Origin of the sequence: Nonomuraea sp. GTA35 (assembly GCF_041950525.1) — a bacterium.
GTDB lineage: Bacteria > Actinomycetota > Actinomycetes > Streptosporangiales > Streptosporangiaceae > Nonomuraea.
Window position 1 is genome coordinate 17,146 of record NZ_JBGNUV010000022.1, and the last position, 16,037, is coordinate 33,182.

A 16,037-nucleotide genomic window follows, 5' to 3' on the forward strand; every position below is an offset into this window, starting at 1 on the left:
GGACGGCCCCGCCCCGCGCCGGGCGGGGCCGTCCGGCGCGCGCTCAGGTCCGGTTGCTCACAACCTCCCCGAGCAGCTTGAAGAACGCGTCACCGCGGACGATCTCGAACGGGTCGCCGAGCAGCTCACCCAGCTCCGCGATGTCGCTCGGCGCCCAGTTCCAGGCGTTGACCGCCCCGGCGACGAACAGCGGCCGCGCGCCGTCCCAGCCCTCGATGTGCCTGACCAGCGTGTCCCGGTACTCCTGCGCCTTGCCCTGCGGCGAGAAGTTCCCGATCACGGGCAGCCCCGCGGGGGCCGCCTGCAGGTCGCCGCTCTCCCACGACTGGATGATGCCGCGCAGCGGCGTGTTCTTCCTGTACGAGGCCGCGATCCGCTCGTCGAGTGCCACCCAGCCGTCGCCCGCCGCGTTGCGATGGTTGTAGGCGTAGACCAGGTCCATCCCCGTACGGCGCAGGAACCGCCCGGTCAGCGCGGTGTAGGCGTCGAGGTCGTCCTGCGGCCACGACCCCGGGTAGGTGTAGCCGGCGCCGGAGGGGCCCGCGATCAGCAGGTCGTTGTCCGTGGCCGTGCGCTGGTAGTACGCCAGCAGCGCCGGCCCGATCTCGGCCAGCAGCGGGCTGACCGTCCAGTTGGTGGGCACCTGGCCGCGCGCGGGGTCGTCCCAGATCCGGCGCATCCTGCGCTGGCAGTACTGGATGTTGTCGCCCTCGCCGACGGTGAGCGTCAGGTAGACGCGGTTGCGCAGCGTGGTGCGCGGCCTCGGGCGTACGCGGTCGGAGACCCTGGCCTGGACGCCCGCGTGCACGGTGGCGTTCATGTAGTAGTCGGCGGGCACCACCTCGACCGCGTGTTGCGAGGCCCGGTCCACCCCGCCCCACTCGCCTGCCACGTCGTTGGAGAACCAGCCCGCGTACGGCGTGGTGGGTTTCACCTTGCTCAGGATCTCGTCCAGCAGCGCGCCCGTCTCGCCGCTGGGCGGCAGCCAGAACACCATGGCCCGCATCGCCACCGTGTAGTCGCGGAAGTACGGGAAGGGCTCCACCCGGGTGGGCGCCGTGGTGGTGGCGGTGACCAGGAACTGGTTCCACAGGTCCACCTCGACGAGCAGCTGCCGCGTGCCGGCGGGGGCGGTGAAGCGATAGATGAAGTAGTTGCCGCCGTCGGCGAAGCGGTTGGCGTCCCCGCCGATGGCGGAGTTGAGGCCGTCGAAGAGGTACGGGGTCTCGGCGTCGGTGCCGGGCGTGAACGAGGCGATCTGCGTCCCGTCGGCCTTCACCACGACAGAGCCGACCGAGGCGCCCCAGCCGTCGTCGCCCAGCGAGTCCTGGAAGCGCAGGTAGACGCCGTCCTGGCCGGTCAGCTCCTGGCTGAGGTCGAACGTGCGGACCTGCCGGTTCGAGGAGTCCCTGATCCGCTCGGTCTCCCTGGCCACCTCGCGCCATCGCACGTCCTCGACCCGCACCGTCCTGGTCGGTGGCAGGCCGCTGAGCAGGGCCTTCGTGCAGCGGGGGAACAGGTTGGCGAGCTGCCAGCGGTACGTGGCGAGCACGTCGCCGGGGTCGAAGCGGCCGCGCAGGTCGGTGATGACCTCGAAGCCGTGCTCGGCGGCCTGTTCGGCGGTGGCGGCGACGGCGTTCTCCAGGCCGGCCAGGGTGGTGGCGACGTTCACCGAGTCGGGGACGGCCGGGTCGTGCAGGATCGCGCCGCGGGCCTCGCCCCGGTAGCGGGCGATCAGGTCGAGGGGCCGGTCGTGGCGGGTGATCCGGGCGCCGGTGCTGTCCAGCCAGGCGGTGTCGTAGTTCTCGGTGGTGTAGTCGAAGTACAGGCGGGGGCGGCGGCGGTTGATGACTCCCTGGAGGGTGGTCAGGAGTAACTGGTCGTCGCCGTGCAGGGTGCTGAGGTCGGCGAAGTCGAGGCTGGTGGGGCGGCCGAAGCCGGGGAGGAGGGGGGTCGCGGCGGCGGCCTGGGCGGGGAGGGAGACTCCGAGCCCGCCGGCCGCGAGGACCACGCCGTTCGCCCGCAGGAAGGTACGTCGGGACACCATCACGTTCACTGCTCCTCGTCGGGGGGAGACCAGGAATGACAGCGTTGTCATCTGCTGGTGTGAACGTAACAACGTGACGGAATGTTGTCCATGGTGTAAAACGCGCCGGCAGGGATTCAGGCGGTCGAACCGTACTTTCGGCCGGTACTGCGATCATGCCCCGGCTCCTACCGTGGGTGGCATGCGGGAGCGATGGGAGGCCGCCGGGCTCGGCGTCGCGTTCGCGGTGGTGCTCGCCGAGTGGGGCTACCGGATCGTGGACAGCTGGGGCGGTGGCTACTGGGTGCCCGGCTGCGTGGCGGGTGCGGTGGCGGGCGTGCTCGCCCTCGTACGCCGCCGCGCCCGGCTGTGGACCGCCGTCGCGGGCATGGCTGTCGCGGCGGTGGCCATCCTGGTCGCGCGCCACTTCGACCTGCCCGCCGAGCCGGGGCCGGGGCTGGCTCTCGGGCTGTCCGTGCTGGTCGGCTCCGCCCTCAGGACGCTGCCGGCGCCCCAGGCCGCCGGCGTCGGCGCGGGCGGGCTGGCGGTCGCCCTCGGCAGCCAGCTGTCCGGGTCCCCGCACGCCGCCGTCCTGATGCTGAACCTCGGGGCCTGGCTCGCCGCCCTCGCGGGTGGCCTGGGGCCACGGCTGCTGGCGGCCCGCCGTGCCGCGGTCGCCGAGCGCGTACGCCAGGCCGAACGGCTGGAGCTGGCCAGGGAGCTGCACGACGTCGTCGCCCACCACGTCACGTGCGTCGTGCTCCAGGCCCAGGCGGCGCGGCTCGTCGCCCGCAAGGACCCCGACCGGGTGGCCGGCTCGCTCGCCGACATCGAGGCGGCCGGGTCCGACGCGCTGGCCGCGACCCGGCGCGTCGTCGGCCTGCTGCGCGAGCCTGGCGGGCCCGCGGCGTTCGGGCCGGCGGAGCGGCTCGGCGAGCTGGTCGCGCACTTCGGCGGGCCTCCCGTGACGCTGCGGCTGCCCGACGGGGAGCCGGCGTGGCCCTCCGAGGTGGCGGGCACCGTCCACCGGCTGGTCCAGGAGTCCCTGACCAACATCGCCCGCCACGCCCCCGGCGCGAGCGCGGTCATCGTCAGCGTCACGCAGGGGGAGGCGGAGCTGGTGGTGGAGGTGACGGACGACGCCCCGCCGTCCCACCGGATCCCCGCCCGCCTGGGCGGCGGCTACGGGCTGGTCGGGATGCGCGAGCGGGTCGAGGCGCTCGGCGGCACGCTGTCGGCGGGCCCGCGCCCCGCGGGCGGCTGGGCCGTGCGCGCCACGCTGCCCCTGCCCGAGCGGGGCGCGGCCGGCGGGATGCCGGCTTCCGCCGGGGGGCGGGGGCGGCGGTGAGCATCACGGTGCTGCTGGCCGACGACCAGCCCATGATCCGCAGTTGCCTGCGCCTCATCCTGGAGGACCAGCCCGGCATCCGCGTGATCGCCGAGGCCGGCGACGGCGCGGAGGCGGTCGCGATGGCGCGCAGGCTGCGGCCCGATGTGTGCCTCGTGGACGTGCAGATGCCCCGGCTCGACGGCATCGAGGTCACCGCCGCCCTGGCGGGGCCCGGCACGCGCGACCCGCTGCGGGTGGTCGTGGTCACCACGTTCGACCTCGACGAGTACGTCTACGGCGCGCTGAGGGGCGGCGCGGCCGGGTTCGTGCTCAAGGACGCCGGGCCCGAGCTGCTCGTCGAGGCGGTCAGGGCGGCGCACGCCGGCGACGCGCTGATCTCGCCGTCGGTCACGCTGCGCCTGCTGCGCCACGTCACGGCCACCGCTCCCGGGCCCGCCGCCGCGCAGCCGCTGTCGGAGCGCGAGAGCGAGGTCGTGCGCGCCGTCGCGAGGGGCCGCACCAACCAGGAGATCGCCAGCGAGCTGTGCATCTCGCTGAGCACGGTGAAGGGTCACGTGTCGTCCGTCATGACCAAGCTCGGGATGCGCAACCGGGTCGAGATCGTCGCCTGGGCGTGGGAGAGCCGGCTCGTGCGCTAGCCCGCTGAGGATCAGTCCACGGGGAACGTGCGCAGCTCCCTGCGCGAGGCCAGCCCGAGCTTGCGCAGCGCGTTGGCGATGTGGCTCTCCACCGTGCGCCTGGACAGGAACAGAGCGTCGGCGATCTGCTGGTTCGTCTTCCCGGCCGCCGCCAGCAGCGCCACCTCGCGTTCCCGCGACGACAGCGTCCCGCCGTGGGAGGGCCGCCCGCCCCGCCAGGGGTACGGGATCGGGACCCCGTTCTGCCGCATGACCCGGCAGATCCGCGCGATGTCGCGATCCGCCCCCATCGCCCCGTATGCCCGCAGGGCCTCCTCCAGCAGCGCCCCGCCGCCGCCGTCCCCGCGCTCGCAGCGCCAGCGCCCCAGCCGCTCCCCGGCCAGCGCCTCCTCGTACCGCAGCCCGGCCTTGCGCAGGAGAACCCGCGCCTCGTCGAGGAGCCGGCCGGCCCGCCCGGCGTCGTCCGCACGCGCGAGCACGGCCTCGGCGGTCAGCAGCGCCGCCCGCGCGAGCGGCGCGTCGGCCCCGGCGAGACCGGCGCGCAGCCGCGCCACCTCCTCCGCGCCGCCGCGCCCGTCCAGGGCGTCCACCAGGCATGACACGCTCTCGGCCGCCCACACCCAGTTCCCCTTCGCCCGTGCCAGGTCCAGGGCGGCGGTGGCCTGCTCGGCGGCGCCGGCGGCGTCGTCCAGCGACAGCAGCAGCCGCGACAGCGCCGTCCTGGCCGGGATGAGCGGCCACACCGCCCCCGTCCGCCCGGCGATCGCGATCACCTCGCGCAGGACCTCGACGGCCTGCTCGGCCGGGCCGGTGGCGGCCAGCAGCGCCCCGCGCAGCAGCCGCGAGTCCAGGGAGGCCGCGGCGAACGTGGCGGACGTGTCGCCCAGCCGGCGCAGCCGTCCCTCCAGCCCGTCCCACCGCCCGGCCGCCCGGTCCACGGCGGCCGTCACCAGCGAGACGACCTCCGCCACCCGCAGGTACTCGGCCTCGTCCGCCACCCGCCGCCCCTCCGCGAGCAGGGTCTCGGCCCGGTCGAGCCGCCCGACGTGCAGGGCGCCCTGGGCCCAGTTGAGGCAGGCGCGGGCGTGCTCCCTGGGCGAGGCACGCAGCCGGTCGTCGGCCAGCAGCGCGTCGATCAGCCGCCAGCTCTCCGGGTCGCCCTGCTCCAGCAGCAGGCTTGCGCGCGTGATGCGGACCGCGATGGCCACGTCCGGGTCGCCGCTGCGGCGCGCCGCCCGCTCCGCCTCGTCGCAGCGGGCGGCGTGCTCGCTGACGTGCCTGTCCACGACGGTCTCCGGCGCGGCCAGCACGGCCAGCGCCCGGCCCAGCAGCGCGGGCCGCTCGCCGAGGTCGTCGACCGCGCGCTCGATCTGCAGGTATCCCGCGAGCGCCTGGCCGTGCTGGCGCAGCAGGCGGCCCAGCGCGAAGCGCAGCTCGCCGCGCAGCGGGGCGGGCAGCGGCTCGGTGGCCAGCAGGCGCTCGAGTATCGGCACGGCCTCCGCGTGCGCGAGCCCGTCCACGGCCGCCCGGCCGAGCTTGACGGCCAGCCGCACGCGTACGTCGCTGGACAGCTCGCCGACCTCCAGCGCCCGCAGCAGGAAGCGGGCGGCCGTGGCGTCGTCCCCGTGGGAGAGCGCCGTGTCGGCGGCGGCCTCGGCGTTGCCCACGAAGTCGGAGGTGCGGCCCGCGTGCAGGAAGTGGTGCGCCAGCCGGGCCACCGGCCGGGGACCGCTGCCGGACTCCAGGGCCCGCGCGGCCCGCAGGTGCAGCCAGCGCCGCCCGGACACGGCCACGGACTCGTACACGATCTGCCGCGCCAGCGCGTGCCTGAACCGGCAGCGGCCGTCCTCCTCGTGCAGCAGCCCCACCGCCTGCGCCTTGGCCAGCGCCCTGGCCACCTCGGGCGGGCTGCGGTCGCTGACCTCGGCCAGCACGCGGTCGTCGGGGGTCATGCCGATGACGGCCGCGGCGCCCAGGATCTCCTGCGCGGGGTCGTCGAGCGAGGACAGGCGCTGCAGCACCACGTCCCGCAGCACGGTGGGCACGGCCAGGTCGGCCAGCACGTCGGGGCGGCCGGGGATCTCGCTGGCGGGCAGCCGCTCCAGCAGCGTGCGCAGCACCTCCTCCACGACGAACGGGATGCCGCCGGTCTTCTCGTAGAGGGGGCCGGCGAACGTGCGGGGGAGCTCGGCCCTGAGCACGCCGCCTGCCAGCTCCTCCACCTCGGGCAGGCTCAGCGGGGCCAGGCTGATCGTCCGGGCCGGGCCCGACGGTGCCCTGGCGAAGGCCTCGCGGATGGGGAGCAGGCCCGCCTCGGTGCGTACGGTGAGGATCACCGCCACGTCGCGCGGCTGGTGGGCGGCGAGGAAGGCGAGGAAGTCGTGGGTGCCGGCGTCGGCCCAGTGCACGTCCTCCAGCACGAGCACCAGCGGGCCGAGGTGGTCGAGCAGCGCGACCGCCGCGCGGAACACCCGGTGCCGCTCCGCCCGCTGGTCGGGCAGCGGCGGGAGAGGCGGGGGCAGGTGCTCGGCGATCTCGGGCAGCAGCGGCGCCAGCGCCCCGGCCACGGGGTTGAGCGGCAGGCGCGACCGGGCCAGCTCGGCCCCCGCCGAGCGGAACGCGTCGAGCAGCGGTGAGAGCGGCAGCGGCTCCTGGAGCTGCTCGCACTGGCCGAGGAGCCGGCGCGTCCCGGCCAGGTCGGGCGCGGCGAACAGCTCCGCCACCAGGCGGCTCTTGCCGATGCCGGCCTCGCCCTCGACCAGGGCGAGCGACGGCGGGGACGCGATGACCGAGCGCAGCAGCGCCAGCTCGGAGCGGCGGCCGATGAGGACGTCGGAGAGCGAGCCCGAGGGGGCCGGTCCCAGAGGCAAGCGGCCACCCCCTACCGGATATCAGCGGCAACAGGCTACCGGATGTTAAATTTCCGTTTTGTGACGCCATAAATCCGTATCCAGTACGGATACCGGCCCAGCCTGCCCCTTATTAGCGTCGGCGATCATCCGCGTGATCTGCGGAACGCATGAAGGGGCGACGATGCATCTGTCCACATCCCCCAGACGGTTGGTGGCGACTGCCGCGCTGACCGGGCTGACGATGGCCGGGCTCGCCTGGCCGAGCACGGCGGCGGCCGGCGCGGAGGAGCAGAAGACTTATCTCGTGCGGCTCGCCGCGGAGCCCGTGGCGACGTACGAGGGTGACGTGGCCGGGCTGGCGAGGACCAAGCCCGCCGAGGGCGAGAAGATCGAGACGGGCTCGGCCGAGGTGACCGAGTACGTCGATCATCTGAAGGGCCGCCACGACGCCGCGCTGCGCAAGGCCGGCGGCCGCAAGCTCTACGAGTACGTCTACTCCTACGAGGGTTTCGCCGCGCGCATGACCGCCGGCCAGGCGGCGAAGATGCGGGCCTTACCCGAGGTCGTGTCCGTGACCGAGGACAGGAAGGTCTCGGTGGCGACCTCCTCGACCCCGGCCTTCCTCGGCCTGGACGCCCGCGGCGGCCTGTGGGACCGGCTCGGCGGGCCGACCGGCGGCAGGAAGGGCGAGGGCGCCGGTGACGGCCTGGTCATCGGGGTGATCGACAGCGGCATCTGGGCGAGCAGCCAGAGCTTCGCCAACCCGGACGCGAGCGGCAGGCGGTACGGCCCGCTCCGCGGCTTCCACGGCGGCTGCGCGCAGAGCAGCCCGGACCAGTCGTGGGACGCCACGCTGTGCAACGGCAAGATCGTCGCGGCCAAGCACTTCAACGCCGGCTGGGGCGGTGACGCGGGCGTCAAGGAGCAGCTCCCGTGGGAGTTCCAGTCGCCGCGCGACTACAACGGCCACGGCACGCACACGGCCTCCACGGCGGGCGGCAACCATGACGTGGCCGTGACGGGGCCGGCGGCGGCGTTCGGCGAGATCAGCGGCATCGCGCCGCGCGCCAGGATCGCCGCGTACAAGGCGCTGTGGTCCACGCAGGACGCCTCGACGGCGAACGGTTACTACTCGGACCTGGTCGCCGCCATCGACCAGGCGGTGGCCGACGGCGTGGACGTGATCAACTACTCGGTCTCGGGCACCAGCACGGACCTGCTCGACCCGGCTGAGCTGGCGTTCCTGGCGGCGGCGGAGGCGGGCGTGTTCGTGGCCGCGGCGGGCGGCAACGACGGGCCGGGGGCCGCCACGGTGGCGCACCCGTCCCCGTGGGTGACCACGGTCGCGGCCGGCACGCACAACCGCGCCACGCAGGGTTCGGCGACGCTCGGGAACGGCGCCTCGTACGGCGGCGCCTCGGTGGCCGCCACCAAGGCGGGGCCCGCGCCGCTCATCGACGCCGCGGCGGCCGCGGTGGCCGGAGCGGACCCGGCGAAGGCCGCGCAGTGCTGGGCCGCCAGGGACAACGGCGGCACGGCGGTGCTGGACCCGGCCAAGGTCAAGGGCAAGATCGTGCTCTGTGACCGCGGCACCACGCCGCGGGTCAACAAGAGCGTCGCGGTCTCCGAGGCGGGCGGCGTCGGCGTGATCCTGACGAACGCGGACGAGAACTCGCTCAACGCCGACCTGCACCCCATCCCCACCGTGCATCTCGCGGTCAAGGACCGGCAGGCCGTCAAGGACTACGCCGCCACGGACGGCGCCACGGCCACGGTCGAGCAGGCGAGGATCACCACGGACGCCCCCGCCCCGTACGTGGCCGCGTTCTCCTCGCGCGGCCCGCTCCAGGCGGCCGGCGGCGACCTGCTCAAGCCCGACCTGATCGCCCCCGGCCAGGACATCCTGGCCGCGTACGCGCCGCCGGGCGCGAACGGGCTGGAGTTCAACGTCTCCAGCGGCACCTCCATGGCCGCCCCGCACGTGGCTGGGCTGGCCGCGCTGCTGAAGGACCTCAACCCGCGCTGGTCCCCGATGGCCGTCAAGTCGGCCCTGATGACCAGCGGCTCCGACGTCAAGGACGGCCCGTCCACCGACCCGTCCGTCATCTTCGGCCAGGGCGCCGGGCACGTCACCCCGAACAGCGCCGCCGACCCCGGCCTCGTCTACGACAGCGGCATCGAGGACTGGACGGCCTTCCTGTGCGGCAGCACCAACGCCGTCGAGCCGAAGGTGTGCGACGCGCTGGCGGGGAAGGGCCGCTCCTTCGACCCCAGCGACCTGAACGTGCCCTCGATCGCCGTCGGCAGGCTCCCCGGCACGCAGCGGGTGACCCGCGAGGTGACCAACGTGGGCCGCTCGACCGCCACGTACACCGCCTCCGTCACCGGCCTCGACGGCATCGAGGCCAAGGTGTCGCCGAGCCGGCTGACGCTGCGTGCCGGGCAGACGAAGTCGTTCACGGTCACGTTCACGCGGACCACGGCCCCCATGAACGCCTACGTGGGCGGGCAGCTCACGTGGAAGGAGCGCAAGCACACCGTGCGCACGCCCGTCGTGGTGCGCCCGGTGCCCGAGAAGTGGGCGGCCACGTACGGCGTCGCGGGCGGCCAGGACACCGCCGAGTTCATCGTCAACGACCCCGCGGGCAAGCGGGTCTACGTCACCGGCGCCAGCTACGGCTCCACGCCCGGCCTGCTCAGCCCGAGCATCGCCACCGTCGCCTACGACGCCGCCACCGGCAAGGAGCTGTGGAGCAGGACCTACGCCGGCCCGGCGGGCAACTACGACGAGCCGTTCGCGCTGGAGCTGAGCCCCGACGGGAGCAAGCTGTTCGTGGCGGGCATCAGCGCCGGCACGGAGACCGGCACCGACGCCGTCACGCTCGCCTACGACGCGGCCTCCGGCGAGCCGCTCTGGACGGCCCGCTACACCGCGGCGAACGCGCACGCCGACCACGCCAACGGGGTGAAGGTCGCGCCCGACGGCAGGACCGCCTACGTCACCGGCATGACCACGGTCGGCGACAACGGCGAGGCCGACTACTTCGTCGCCGCCTACGACACCGCCGACGGCAAGGAGAAGTGGCAGGCCCGCTACGACGGCCCCGGCAAGGGCACCGACGACGCCCGCGTGATCGAGCTGACCCCCGACGGCACGAAGCTCTTCGTCAGCGGTCAGAGCCAGGGCGAGGAGGGCACCGGCCTGTCCGACTGGGGCACGGTCGCCTACGACGCCGCCACCGGCCGGCAGCTCTGGACGGCCCGGCACAACGGCCCGGCGAACGGCATCGACGTGCCCTCGGGCATGGCCGCCGACGCCGGCGCGGTCTACCTCACCGGCAGCATCGACACGCAGGACACCCAGAGCGACGTGATGACGGTCGCGTACGACACCGCCACGGGCAAGGAGCTGTGGGCCGACCGCTACGACGGGCCGGGACACCAGAGCGACACCCCGCACGACCTGACGCTCGCCCAGGGCAGGCTGTACGTCACCGGCAACACCACCGGCGAGGGCACCGGCTCCGACTTCACCACCCTCGCCTACGACGCGGCCACCGGGCAGCGGTCCTGGGCGCAGCGCTTCGACGGGCAGGCCAAGAACGAGGACTACGCCTGGGCTGTCAGGGTGACGCCGGACGGCGGCAAGGTCGTCATCGCCGGCCAGAGCGCCGACGACCAGGCGAAGGGCACGGACTACGTGACCGTGGCGTACGAGGCCGGGAGCGGCGAGCAGCTCTGGGTGGGCCGCTACGACGGCGCGGTCGGCGCTTCGGACAACGCCCACGGCCTGGCCGTGGACGCGACCGGCGCCGAAGGGGTCCGGATCTTCGTGACGGGTTCCAGCGCGACAGGCGGCACCCCGCCGTTCGCGCTGGAGGTCGACTTCGCCACGGTGGCGTACTTCGAGCCGTGGAAGCAGTGACCTTCTGACGCAGGAGCGCCTCCCGGGAAAACGGGGGGCGCTCCTGCCGTTTCGGAAGTGACCACGGCGGGTAAGCCCGTGTTGATTCTGAGCTGCCTGATCTTCAGGAGCCCCAGATGTCCCGTATCACGCTCACCTCCGCAGCCCGTGAAGCGCTCCGCGACGGAGAAGTGATCTTCTTCGACTGGCACGTGACCGGCCTCTGCTGCGCGGACGCGGGGGAATTCTCGGTCAGGGCGTTGAGCCGGGCCAAGCTGCCCCGCCGGGCCCGCCCGCTGGGGCCGACCGACCTGGTGTTCGCCCATCCGACCGCCTGGCTGCATCTCGCCGACCTCCCCGTCACGATCGACTGCCGCCCGCTGTGGCGCTGGCGGCGCTTCGTCTCCGATCTGCCGCCGGACGCCGGTCTGCGCTGCTGTCTGGGCCGCCCCCTCTATGGCCCTCACTACGGGAGGTAATCGGTGAAGGTGCGTTCCATCATCATCTGGACGGCGGTGGCCATCGTCGGCGCCGTGGGGTGGGCCGTGCTCGCCCTGTCCAGAGGCGAGAACGTCAACGCGGTGTGGCTGCTGTGCGCCGCGCTCGGTTCGTACGCCATCGCCTACCGGTTCTATGCCCGCTTCATCGTGCGCAAGGTGCTGCGCGCCGACGACCGCAGGGCCACCCCTGCCGAGCGGCTCGACAACGGCATCGACTACCAGCCGACCGACCGCCGGATCCTGTTCGGTCACCACTTCGCCGCCATCGCCGGCGCGGGGCCGCTGGTGGGGCCCGTCCTGGCGGCCCAGATGGGTTACCTGCCCGGCACCATCTGGATCATCGCGGGAGTGATCTTCGCCGGGGCCGTCCAGGACATGGTGATCCTGTTCTTCTCCATGCGCCGCAACGGCAGGAGCCTCGGGCAGATGGCCCGCGAGGAGATCGGGCCGATCGGCGGGGCCGCGGCGCTCATCGCGGTCTTCGCCATCATGATCATCCTGCTGGCCGTGCTGGCGCTGGTCGTGGTGAACGCGCTGGCGCAGTCGCCGTGGGGCGTCTTCTCGATCGCGATGACGATCCCGATCGCCCTGTTCATGGGGTTCTACCTGCGGGTGATCAGGCCGGGCAAGGTCGTCGAGACCACGGTCATCGGGGTCGCGCTGCTGATCCTGTCGATCGTGGCCGGCGGCTGGGTGCAGGGGTCGAGCTGGGCGCCGTTCTTCACGCTGAGCCCGTCGGCGCTGGCGCTGTGGCTGATCGCGTACGGGTTCGTCGCGGCCGTGCTGCCCGTGTGGATGTTGCTCGCGCCGCGCGACTACCTCTCGACGTTCATGAAGATCGGCACGATCGTGCTGATCGCCATCGGCATCGCCGTCACCGCGCCCCCGCTGCAGACCACGGCCTTCACCGACTTCGCCTTCAGCGGGCAGGGCCCGGTGTTCGCCGGGTCGCTGTTCCCGTTCGTGTTCATCATCATCGCCTGCGGGGCGCTGTCGGGCTTCCACTCGCTGATCTCGTCCGGCACGACGCCGAAGATGATCCAGAAGGAGACCCAGGTCCGGATGATCGGCTACGGCTCCATGCTCATGGAGTCGTTCGTGGCCATCATGGCGATCACGGCGGCCTGCGTGCTGACCCCCGGCCTCTACTTCGCGATGAACTCCCCGGCGGGCGTCGTGGGGGCCACGGTGCAGACCGCCGCCGAGGCGGTCACGAACATGGGCTTCGTCATCACGCCGGAAGAGCTGCAGGCCGCCGCCGCGGCCGTGCAGGAGGAGACGCTGATCGCCAGGACGGGCGGCGCGCCCACGCTGGCCGTGGGCATCTCGCAGATCTTCTCCGGCTTCCTCGGCGGGGCGGGTCTCCAGGCGTTCTGGTACCACTTCGCGATCATGTTCGAGGCGCTGTTCATCCTCACCACCGTGGACGCCGGCACGCGCGTGGGGCGGTTCATGCTCCAGGACACGCTGGGCAACCTGTGGAAGCCGATCTCGCGGGTGAGCTGGTGGCCGGGGCTGGTCGTGACCAGCGCCGTGGTCGTGGCCGCCTGGGGATACTTCCTCTACCAGGGCGTCAACGACCCGCTCGGCGGCATCAACCAGCTCTTCCCGCTGTTCGGCATCGCCAACCAGCTCCTGGCCGCCGTGGCGCTGACCGTGGCCACGACCCTGCTGATCAAGAGCGGGCGGCTCAAATGGGCCTGGGTGACGGGCGTGCCGCTGGCCTGGGACGTGGCGGTCACGCTGACCGCCAGCTACCAGAAGGTGTTCTCGCCCGACCCGACGCTCGGCTTCTTCGCCCAGCGCGACCGCTACCAGACGGCGCTCGACCAGGGGCAGCTCCTCGCGCCGGCCAAGACGACCGGCGCGATGGAGCAGATCGTGGTCAACTCCACCGTGGACGGCATCCTGGCGGCGCTGTTCGCGATCCTGATCATCGTGGTGATCCTCGACGCCGCCCGCGTGTGGATCAAGGCGATCCGGTTGCGGGAGCCGCTGCCCAGCACGGAGGCGCCGTTCGAGGAGTCGAAGATCTACGCCCCCGCCGGGCTCATCGCCACCCGCGAGGAGAAGGAGATGATCGCCAGAGCCTCCTCAAGCGGCTAGCCACCGCGCCGCGGGCCGCCTCAAGCCGTCAGCCACCGCTCCGTGGGCCAGCTCTCGCGCCGCCACGCGCTGTCCCAGAACATCCACTCGTACGCCGCCGCCCGGCAGTACGCCTGCGCCATCGCCTCGCGGGTGTCCGGGCCGGCGGCGGCCGCGAGCCGGTCGGCGATGGCCTTGGCCTGCTCGACGGAGGCCGCGAAGCCCGGGTCGGCGTAGGTGGAGATCCACTTGCCGTACGGGTGGCCGGCGGTGTCGCCGACGCGCTCCAGCAGCGCCGTGCCGACGTCCTGGTAGATCCAGAAGCACGGCAGCACCGCCGCCGCGATCACCGGGTAGGGCGCGGTCAGGGCCGTGGCCTGCAGGTACGACGAGTACGCCAGGCACGTCGGCGAGGTGGGGCCCTTGGCGTCGAGCTCTTCGATGTACCCGGCGTGCAACATGCGCTCGGCCGCCAGCGCCGTGTGCGCGCTCTGCGCCCAGAACGCCGCGTCGTCCGCGGCGGTGGCCCGGACGGAGGCCGTGGCCAGCGCCTTGGAGAACGCCTCCAGATAGCGGGCGTCCTGCACCATGTAGAACCCGAACCGCTCGCGGTCGAGGGTGCCGTCGCCGAGGGCGGTGATGAAGGGGTGCTCGTGGACGGCGCGCATCAGCTCGGCCGTGCGCTGCCAGACGTCGTCGCAGAACATGTCCTGTGCGCTCACCAGATGGCGTGGAAGTGGTGGACGGGGCCGTGGCCGTGGCCGACGTGCAGGCTGTCGGCCGCGCGCAGCGCCTCGGTGAGGTACGCCTTGGCCGCCCGCACCGCGCCCGCCCAGTCGTCGTGGCGCGGGCGCAGCGCCGCGATGGCCGAGGACAGCGTGCAGCCCGTGCCGTGCGTGTTCCTGGTGTCCACGCGGGGCGCGGCCAGCTCGATCGTGCCCTCGGGCGTCGCCAGCACGTCCACGCACGTGTCGCCGTCGAGGTGGCCGCCCTTGAGCAGCACCTGGCGCGCGCCCAGCGCCCGCAGCCGCTGCGCCTGGTCGTGCATCTCCGCCAGGCTCGCGGCCGGCTTCTCGCCGAGCAGGTCGGCCGCCTCCGGCAGGTTGGGGGTGATCAGGTGCACGCGGGGCAGCAGCGTCTCGCGCAGCGCGGCCACCGCGTCGGCGGGCAGCAGCCGGTCGCCGCTCTTGGCCACCATGACGGGGTCGAGCACGACGTACGCGGGCCGGTAGGTGTCGAGCGCCGCCGCCACCGCCTTGATCAGCGGCGCGTTGCCCAGCATGCCGATCTTCACGGCGTCGGCCGGCACGTCGGTCAGCAGTGTGTCGAGCTGCTGGGCCACGAACTCGGCCGGCACCTCGTGGATGCCGGTCACGCCGGTGGTGGTCTGCGCGACCAGCGCGGTGACGACGGTCATGCCGTACGCGCCGAGCGCGGAGAAGGTCTTCAGGTCCGCCTGGATCCCGGCGCCGCCGCTGGGATCGGTGCCCGCGATGGACAGGACTTTGGGAACAGCGCTCACGGCTGTGACGTCCCTTCGCTAGTACGAGCTAGATCAGGTTCGACGGGTGTGATCTCAGCCCGGCCCTCCGGGCACCCCGCGTCAACGGCCTACTCTAACAGGCGTCGTTGTTGACCACACGTTCGAGGATCGGCATCGTAGGGCGGGTGGCCGCTGATGAGACGCGTGACGGGGTCGATCTGACCAACCTGGACCAGCCGCTGTTCGACGGTGCCGGCGCCACCAAGCGCGACCTGGTCGACTACCTCGACGCCGTCCGCGACCGCATCATCCCCGTGCTGCGCGACCGCCCGCTCTCGGTCGTCCGCGTGCGCCCGGGGCAAGCGCCGTTCATGCAGAAGAACCTGCCCAAGTACGCCCCCGACTGGGTGCGGTCGGTGTCCATGTGGGCGGAGGCGTCGCGCAGGCAGGTGACGTACGCGTTGTGCGACGACAGGAAGACGCTGCTGTGGTTCGCCAACCAGCGGGCGGTGGAGTACCACCCGGCGCTGTTCGCCGGCGAGCACGCCACCCACCTGGTGCTCGACCTCGACCCGCCCGAGCACGACGACTCCTTCTCGCTGGCGGTGCGCGGTGCGCTGCTGGTCCGGCAGGCCCTGGAGGACATGGGGCTGGCGGGCGCGGTGAAGACGAGCGGCGCCAAGGGGGTGCACGTGTTCGTGCCCGTGGTGGCGGGCACGGCGATGGACGACCTCGCGGCGGCCACCCGGGCGCTGGCGGCGCGGGCCGAGCGGCTGGACCCGGCGCTGGCGACCACGGCGTTCATCCGGGAGGACCGCGCGGGCAAGGTGTTCCTCGACTCCACCCGGGCGGGCGGGGCCACGGTGGTGGCCGCCTACAGCCCGCGCATCCGGCCCGGCGTGCCCGTCTCCTTCCCGCTGGCGTGGTCGGAGCTGGAGCGCGTGTCGCCGCGGGACTTCACCGTGCGCACCGCGCCGGGGCTGCTGAAGGACGCCGACCCGTGGGCCGAGCACATGCCCGGGCCGCAGCGGTTGCCCGCCGACCTGGTCGAGGAGGGACACACGATCCCGATCGCCCGCGTGCAGGCGATGCACGAGGGCAAGCGGCGCGCCCGCGCCCGGCGCGAGGAGTGATGTCGCAAATTTGCGACAATAGTGGGTCTTCACGCTGATTCTTCGCCGGGTTACGTTCGGGCAGC

Annotated in this window: 10 protein-coding genes and 1 riboswitch; of the genes, 6 read left to right on the top strand and 4 right to left on the bottom strand. The window is 73.2% G+C overall.

The window, feature by feature from the left end:
- Positions 1-43: 43 nt before the first annotated feature.
- Complete coding sequence (locus ACBJ32_RS53870; RefSeq protein WP_375133562.1) at positions 44-2,047, bottom strand: GxGYxYP domain-containing protein; 2,004 nt, start codon at positions 2,045-2,047, stop codon at positions 44-46.
- A gap of 181 nt (positions 2,048-2,228) precedes the next feature.
- On the opposite strand from ACBJ32_RS53870, the gene ACBJ32_RS53875 reads away from it, so the two are divergent.
- Positions 2,229-3,374 carry a sensor histidine kinase gene (locus ACBJ32_RS53875; protein ID WP_375133495.1) on the top strand — a complete coding sequence of 382 codons (1,146 nt, stop codon included), beginning with the start codon at positions 2,229-2,231 and terminating at the stop codon, positions 3,372-3,374.
- Positions 3,371-4,015, top strand: coding sequence for a response regulator (locus ACBJ32_RS53880; RefSeq protein ID WP_375133496.1), 645 nt, complete (start codon positions 3,371-3,373; stop codon positions 4,013-4,015). The genes ACBJ32_RS53875 and ACBJ32_RS53880 overlap by 4 nt, the downstream gene beginning before the upstream one ends.
- A gap of 11 nt (positions 4,016-4,026) precedes the next feature.
- Here ACBJ32_RS53880 and ACBJ32_RS53885 read toward each other — a convergent pair whose 3' ends face one another.
- Entirely contained in the window at positions 4,027-6,885 is a 2,859-nt protein-coding gene (locus ACBJ32_RS53885; RefSeq protein ID WP_375133497.1) for an AAA family ATPase, read from the bottom strand.
- Positions 6,886-7,048: 163 nt separating this feature from the next.
- Between ACBJ32_RS53885 and ACBJ32_RS53890 the strand changes: the two genes are divergently transcribed.
- The 3 genes from ACBJ32_RS53890 to ACBJ32_RS53900 all read left to right on the top strand — a co-directional run bounded on the left by ACBJ32_RS53890 (position 7,049) and on the right by ACBJ32_RS53900 (position 13,377).
- Positions 7,049-10,792 carry a S8 family serine peptidase gene (locus ACBJ32_RS53890; RefSeq protein WP_375133498.1) on the top strand — a complete coding sequence of 1,248 codons (3,744 nt, stop codon included), beginning with the start codon at positions 7,049-7,051 and terminating at the stop codon, positions 10,790-10,792.
- Positions 10,793-10,908: 116 nt separating this feature from the next.
- Complete coding sequence (locus tag ACBJ32_RS53895) at positions 10,909-11,250, top strand: hypothetical protein (RefSeq protein WP_357890115.1); 342 nt, start codon at positions 10,909-10,911, stop codon at positions 11,248-11,250.
- A 3-nt stretch (positions 11,251-11,253) separates the two neighbouring features.
- The gene (locus ACBJ32_RS53900) at positions 11,254-13,377 is read left to right on the top strand and encodes a carbon starvation CstA family protein (RefSeq protein WP_375133499.1); all 2,124 of its coding nucleotides are present in this window, start codon (positions 11,254-11,256) and stop codon (positions 13,375-13,377) included.
- A gap of 20 nt (positions 13,378-13,397) precedes the next feature.
- On the opposite strand, the gene ACBJ32_RS53905 is transcribed toward ACBJ32_RS53900, so the two are convergent.
- Positions 13,398-14,078, bottom strand: coding sequence for a TenA family protein (locus tag ACBJ32_RS53905; protein WP_375133500.1), 681 nt, complete (start codon positions 14,076-14,078; stop codon positions 13,398-13,400).
- Complete coding sequence (thiD, locus tag ACBJ32_RS53910) at positions 14,075-14,878, bottom strand: bifunctional hydroxymethylpyrimidine kinase/phosphomethylpyrimidine kinase (RefSeq protein WP_357890124.1); 804 nt, start codon at positions 14,876-14,878, stop codon at positions 14,075-14,077. Before thiD ends, ACBJ32_RS53905 begins: the two co-directional genes overlap by 4 nt.
- Positions 14,872-14,967: riboswitch (TPP riboswitch) on the bottom strand. Its footprint overlaps the gene before it by 7 nt.
- Positions 14,968-15,024: 57 nt before the next feature.
- Between thiD and ACBJ32_RS53915 the strand changes: the two genes are divergently transcribed.
- On the top strand, positions 15,025-15,972 hold the full coding sequence (locus ACBJ32_RS53915; protein ID WP_375133501.1) for a DNA polymerase domain-containing protein: 948 nt from the start codon (positions 15,025-15,027) through the stop codon (positions 15,970-15,972).
- Positions 15,973-16,037: the final 65 nt, after the last annotated feature.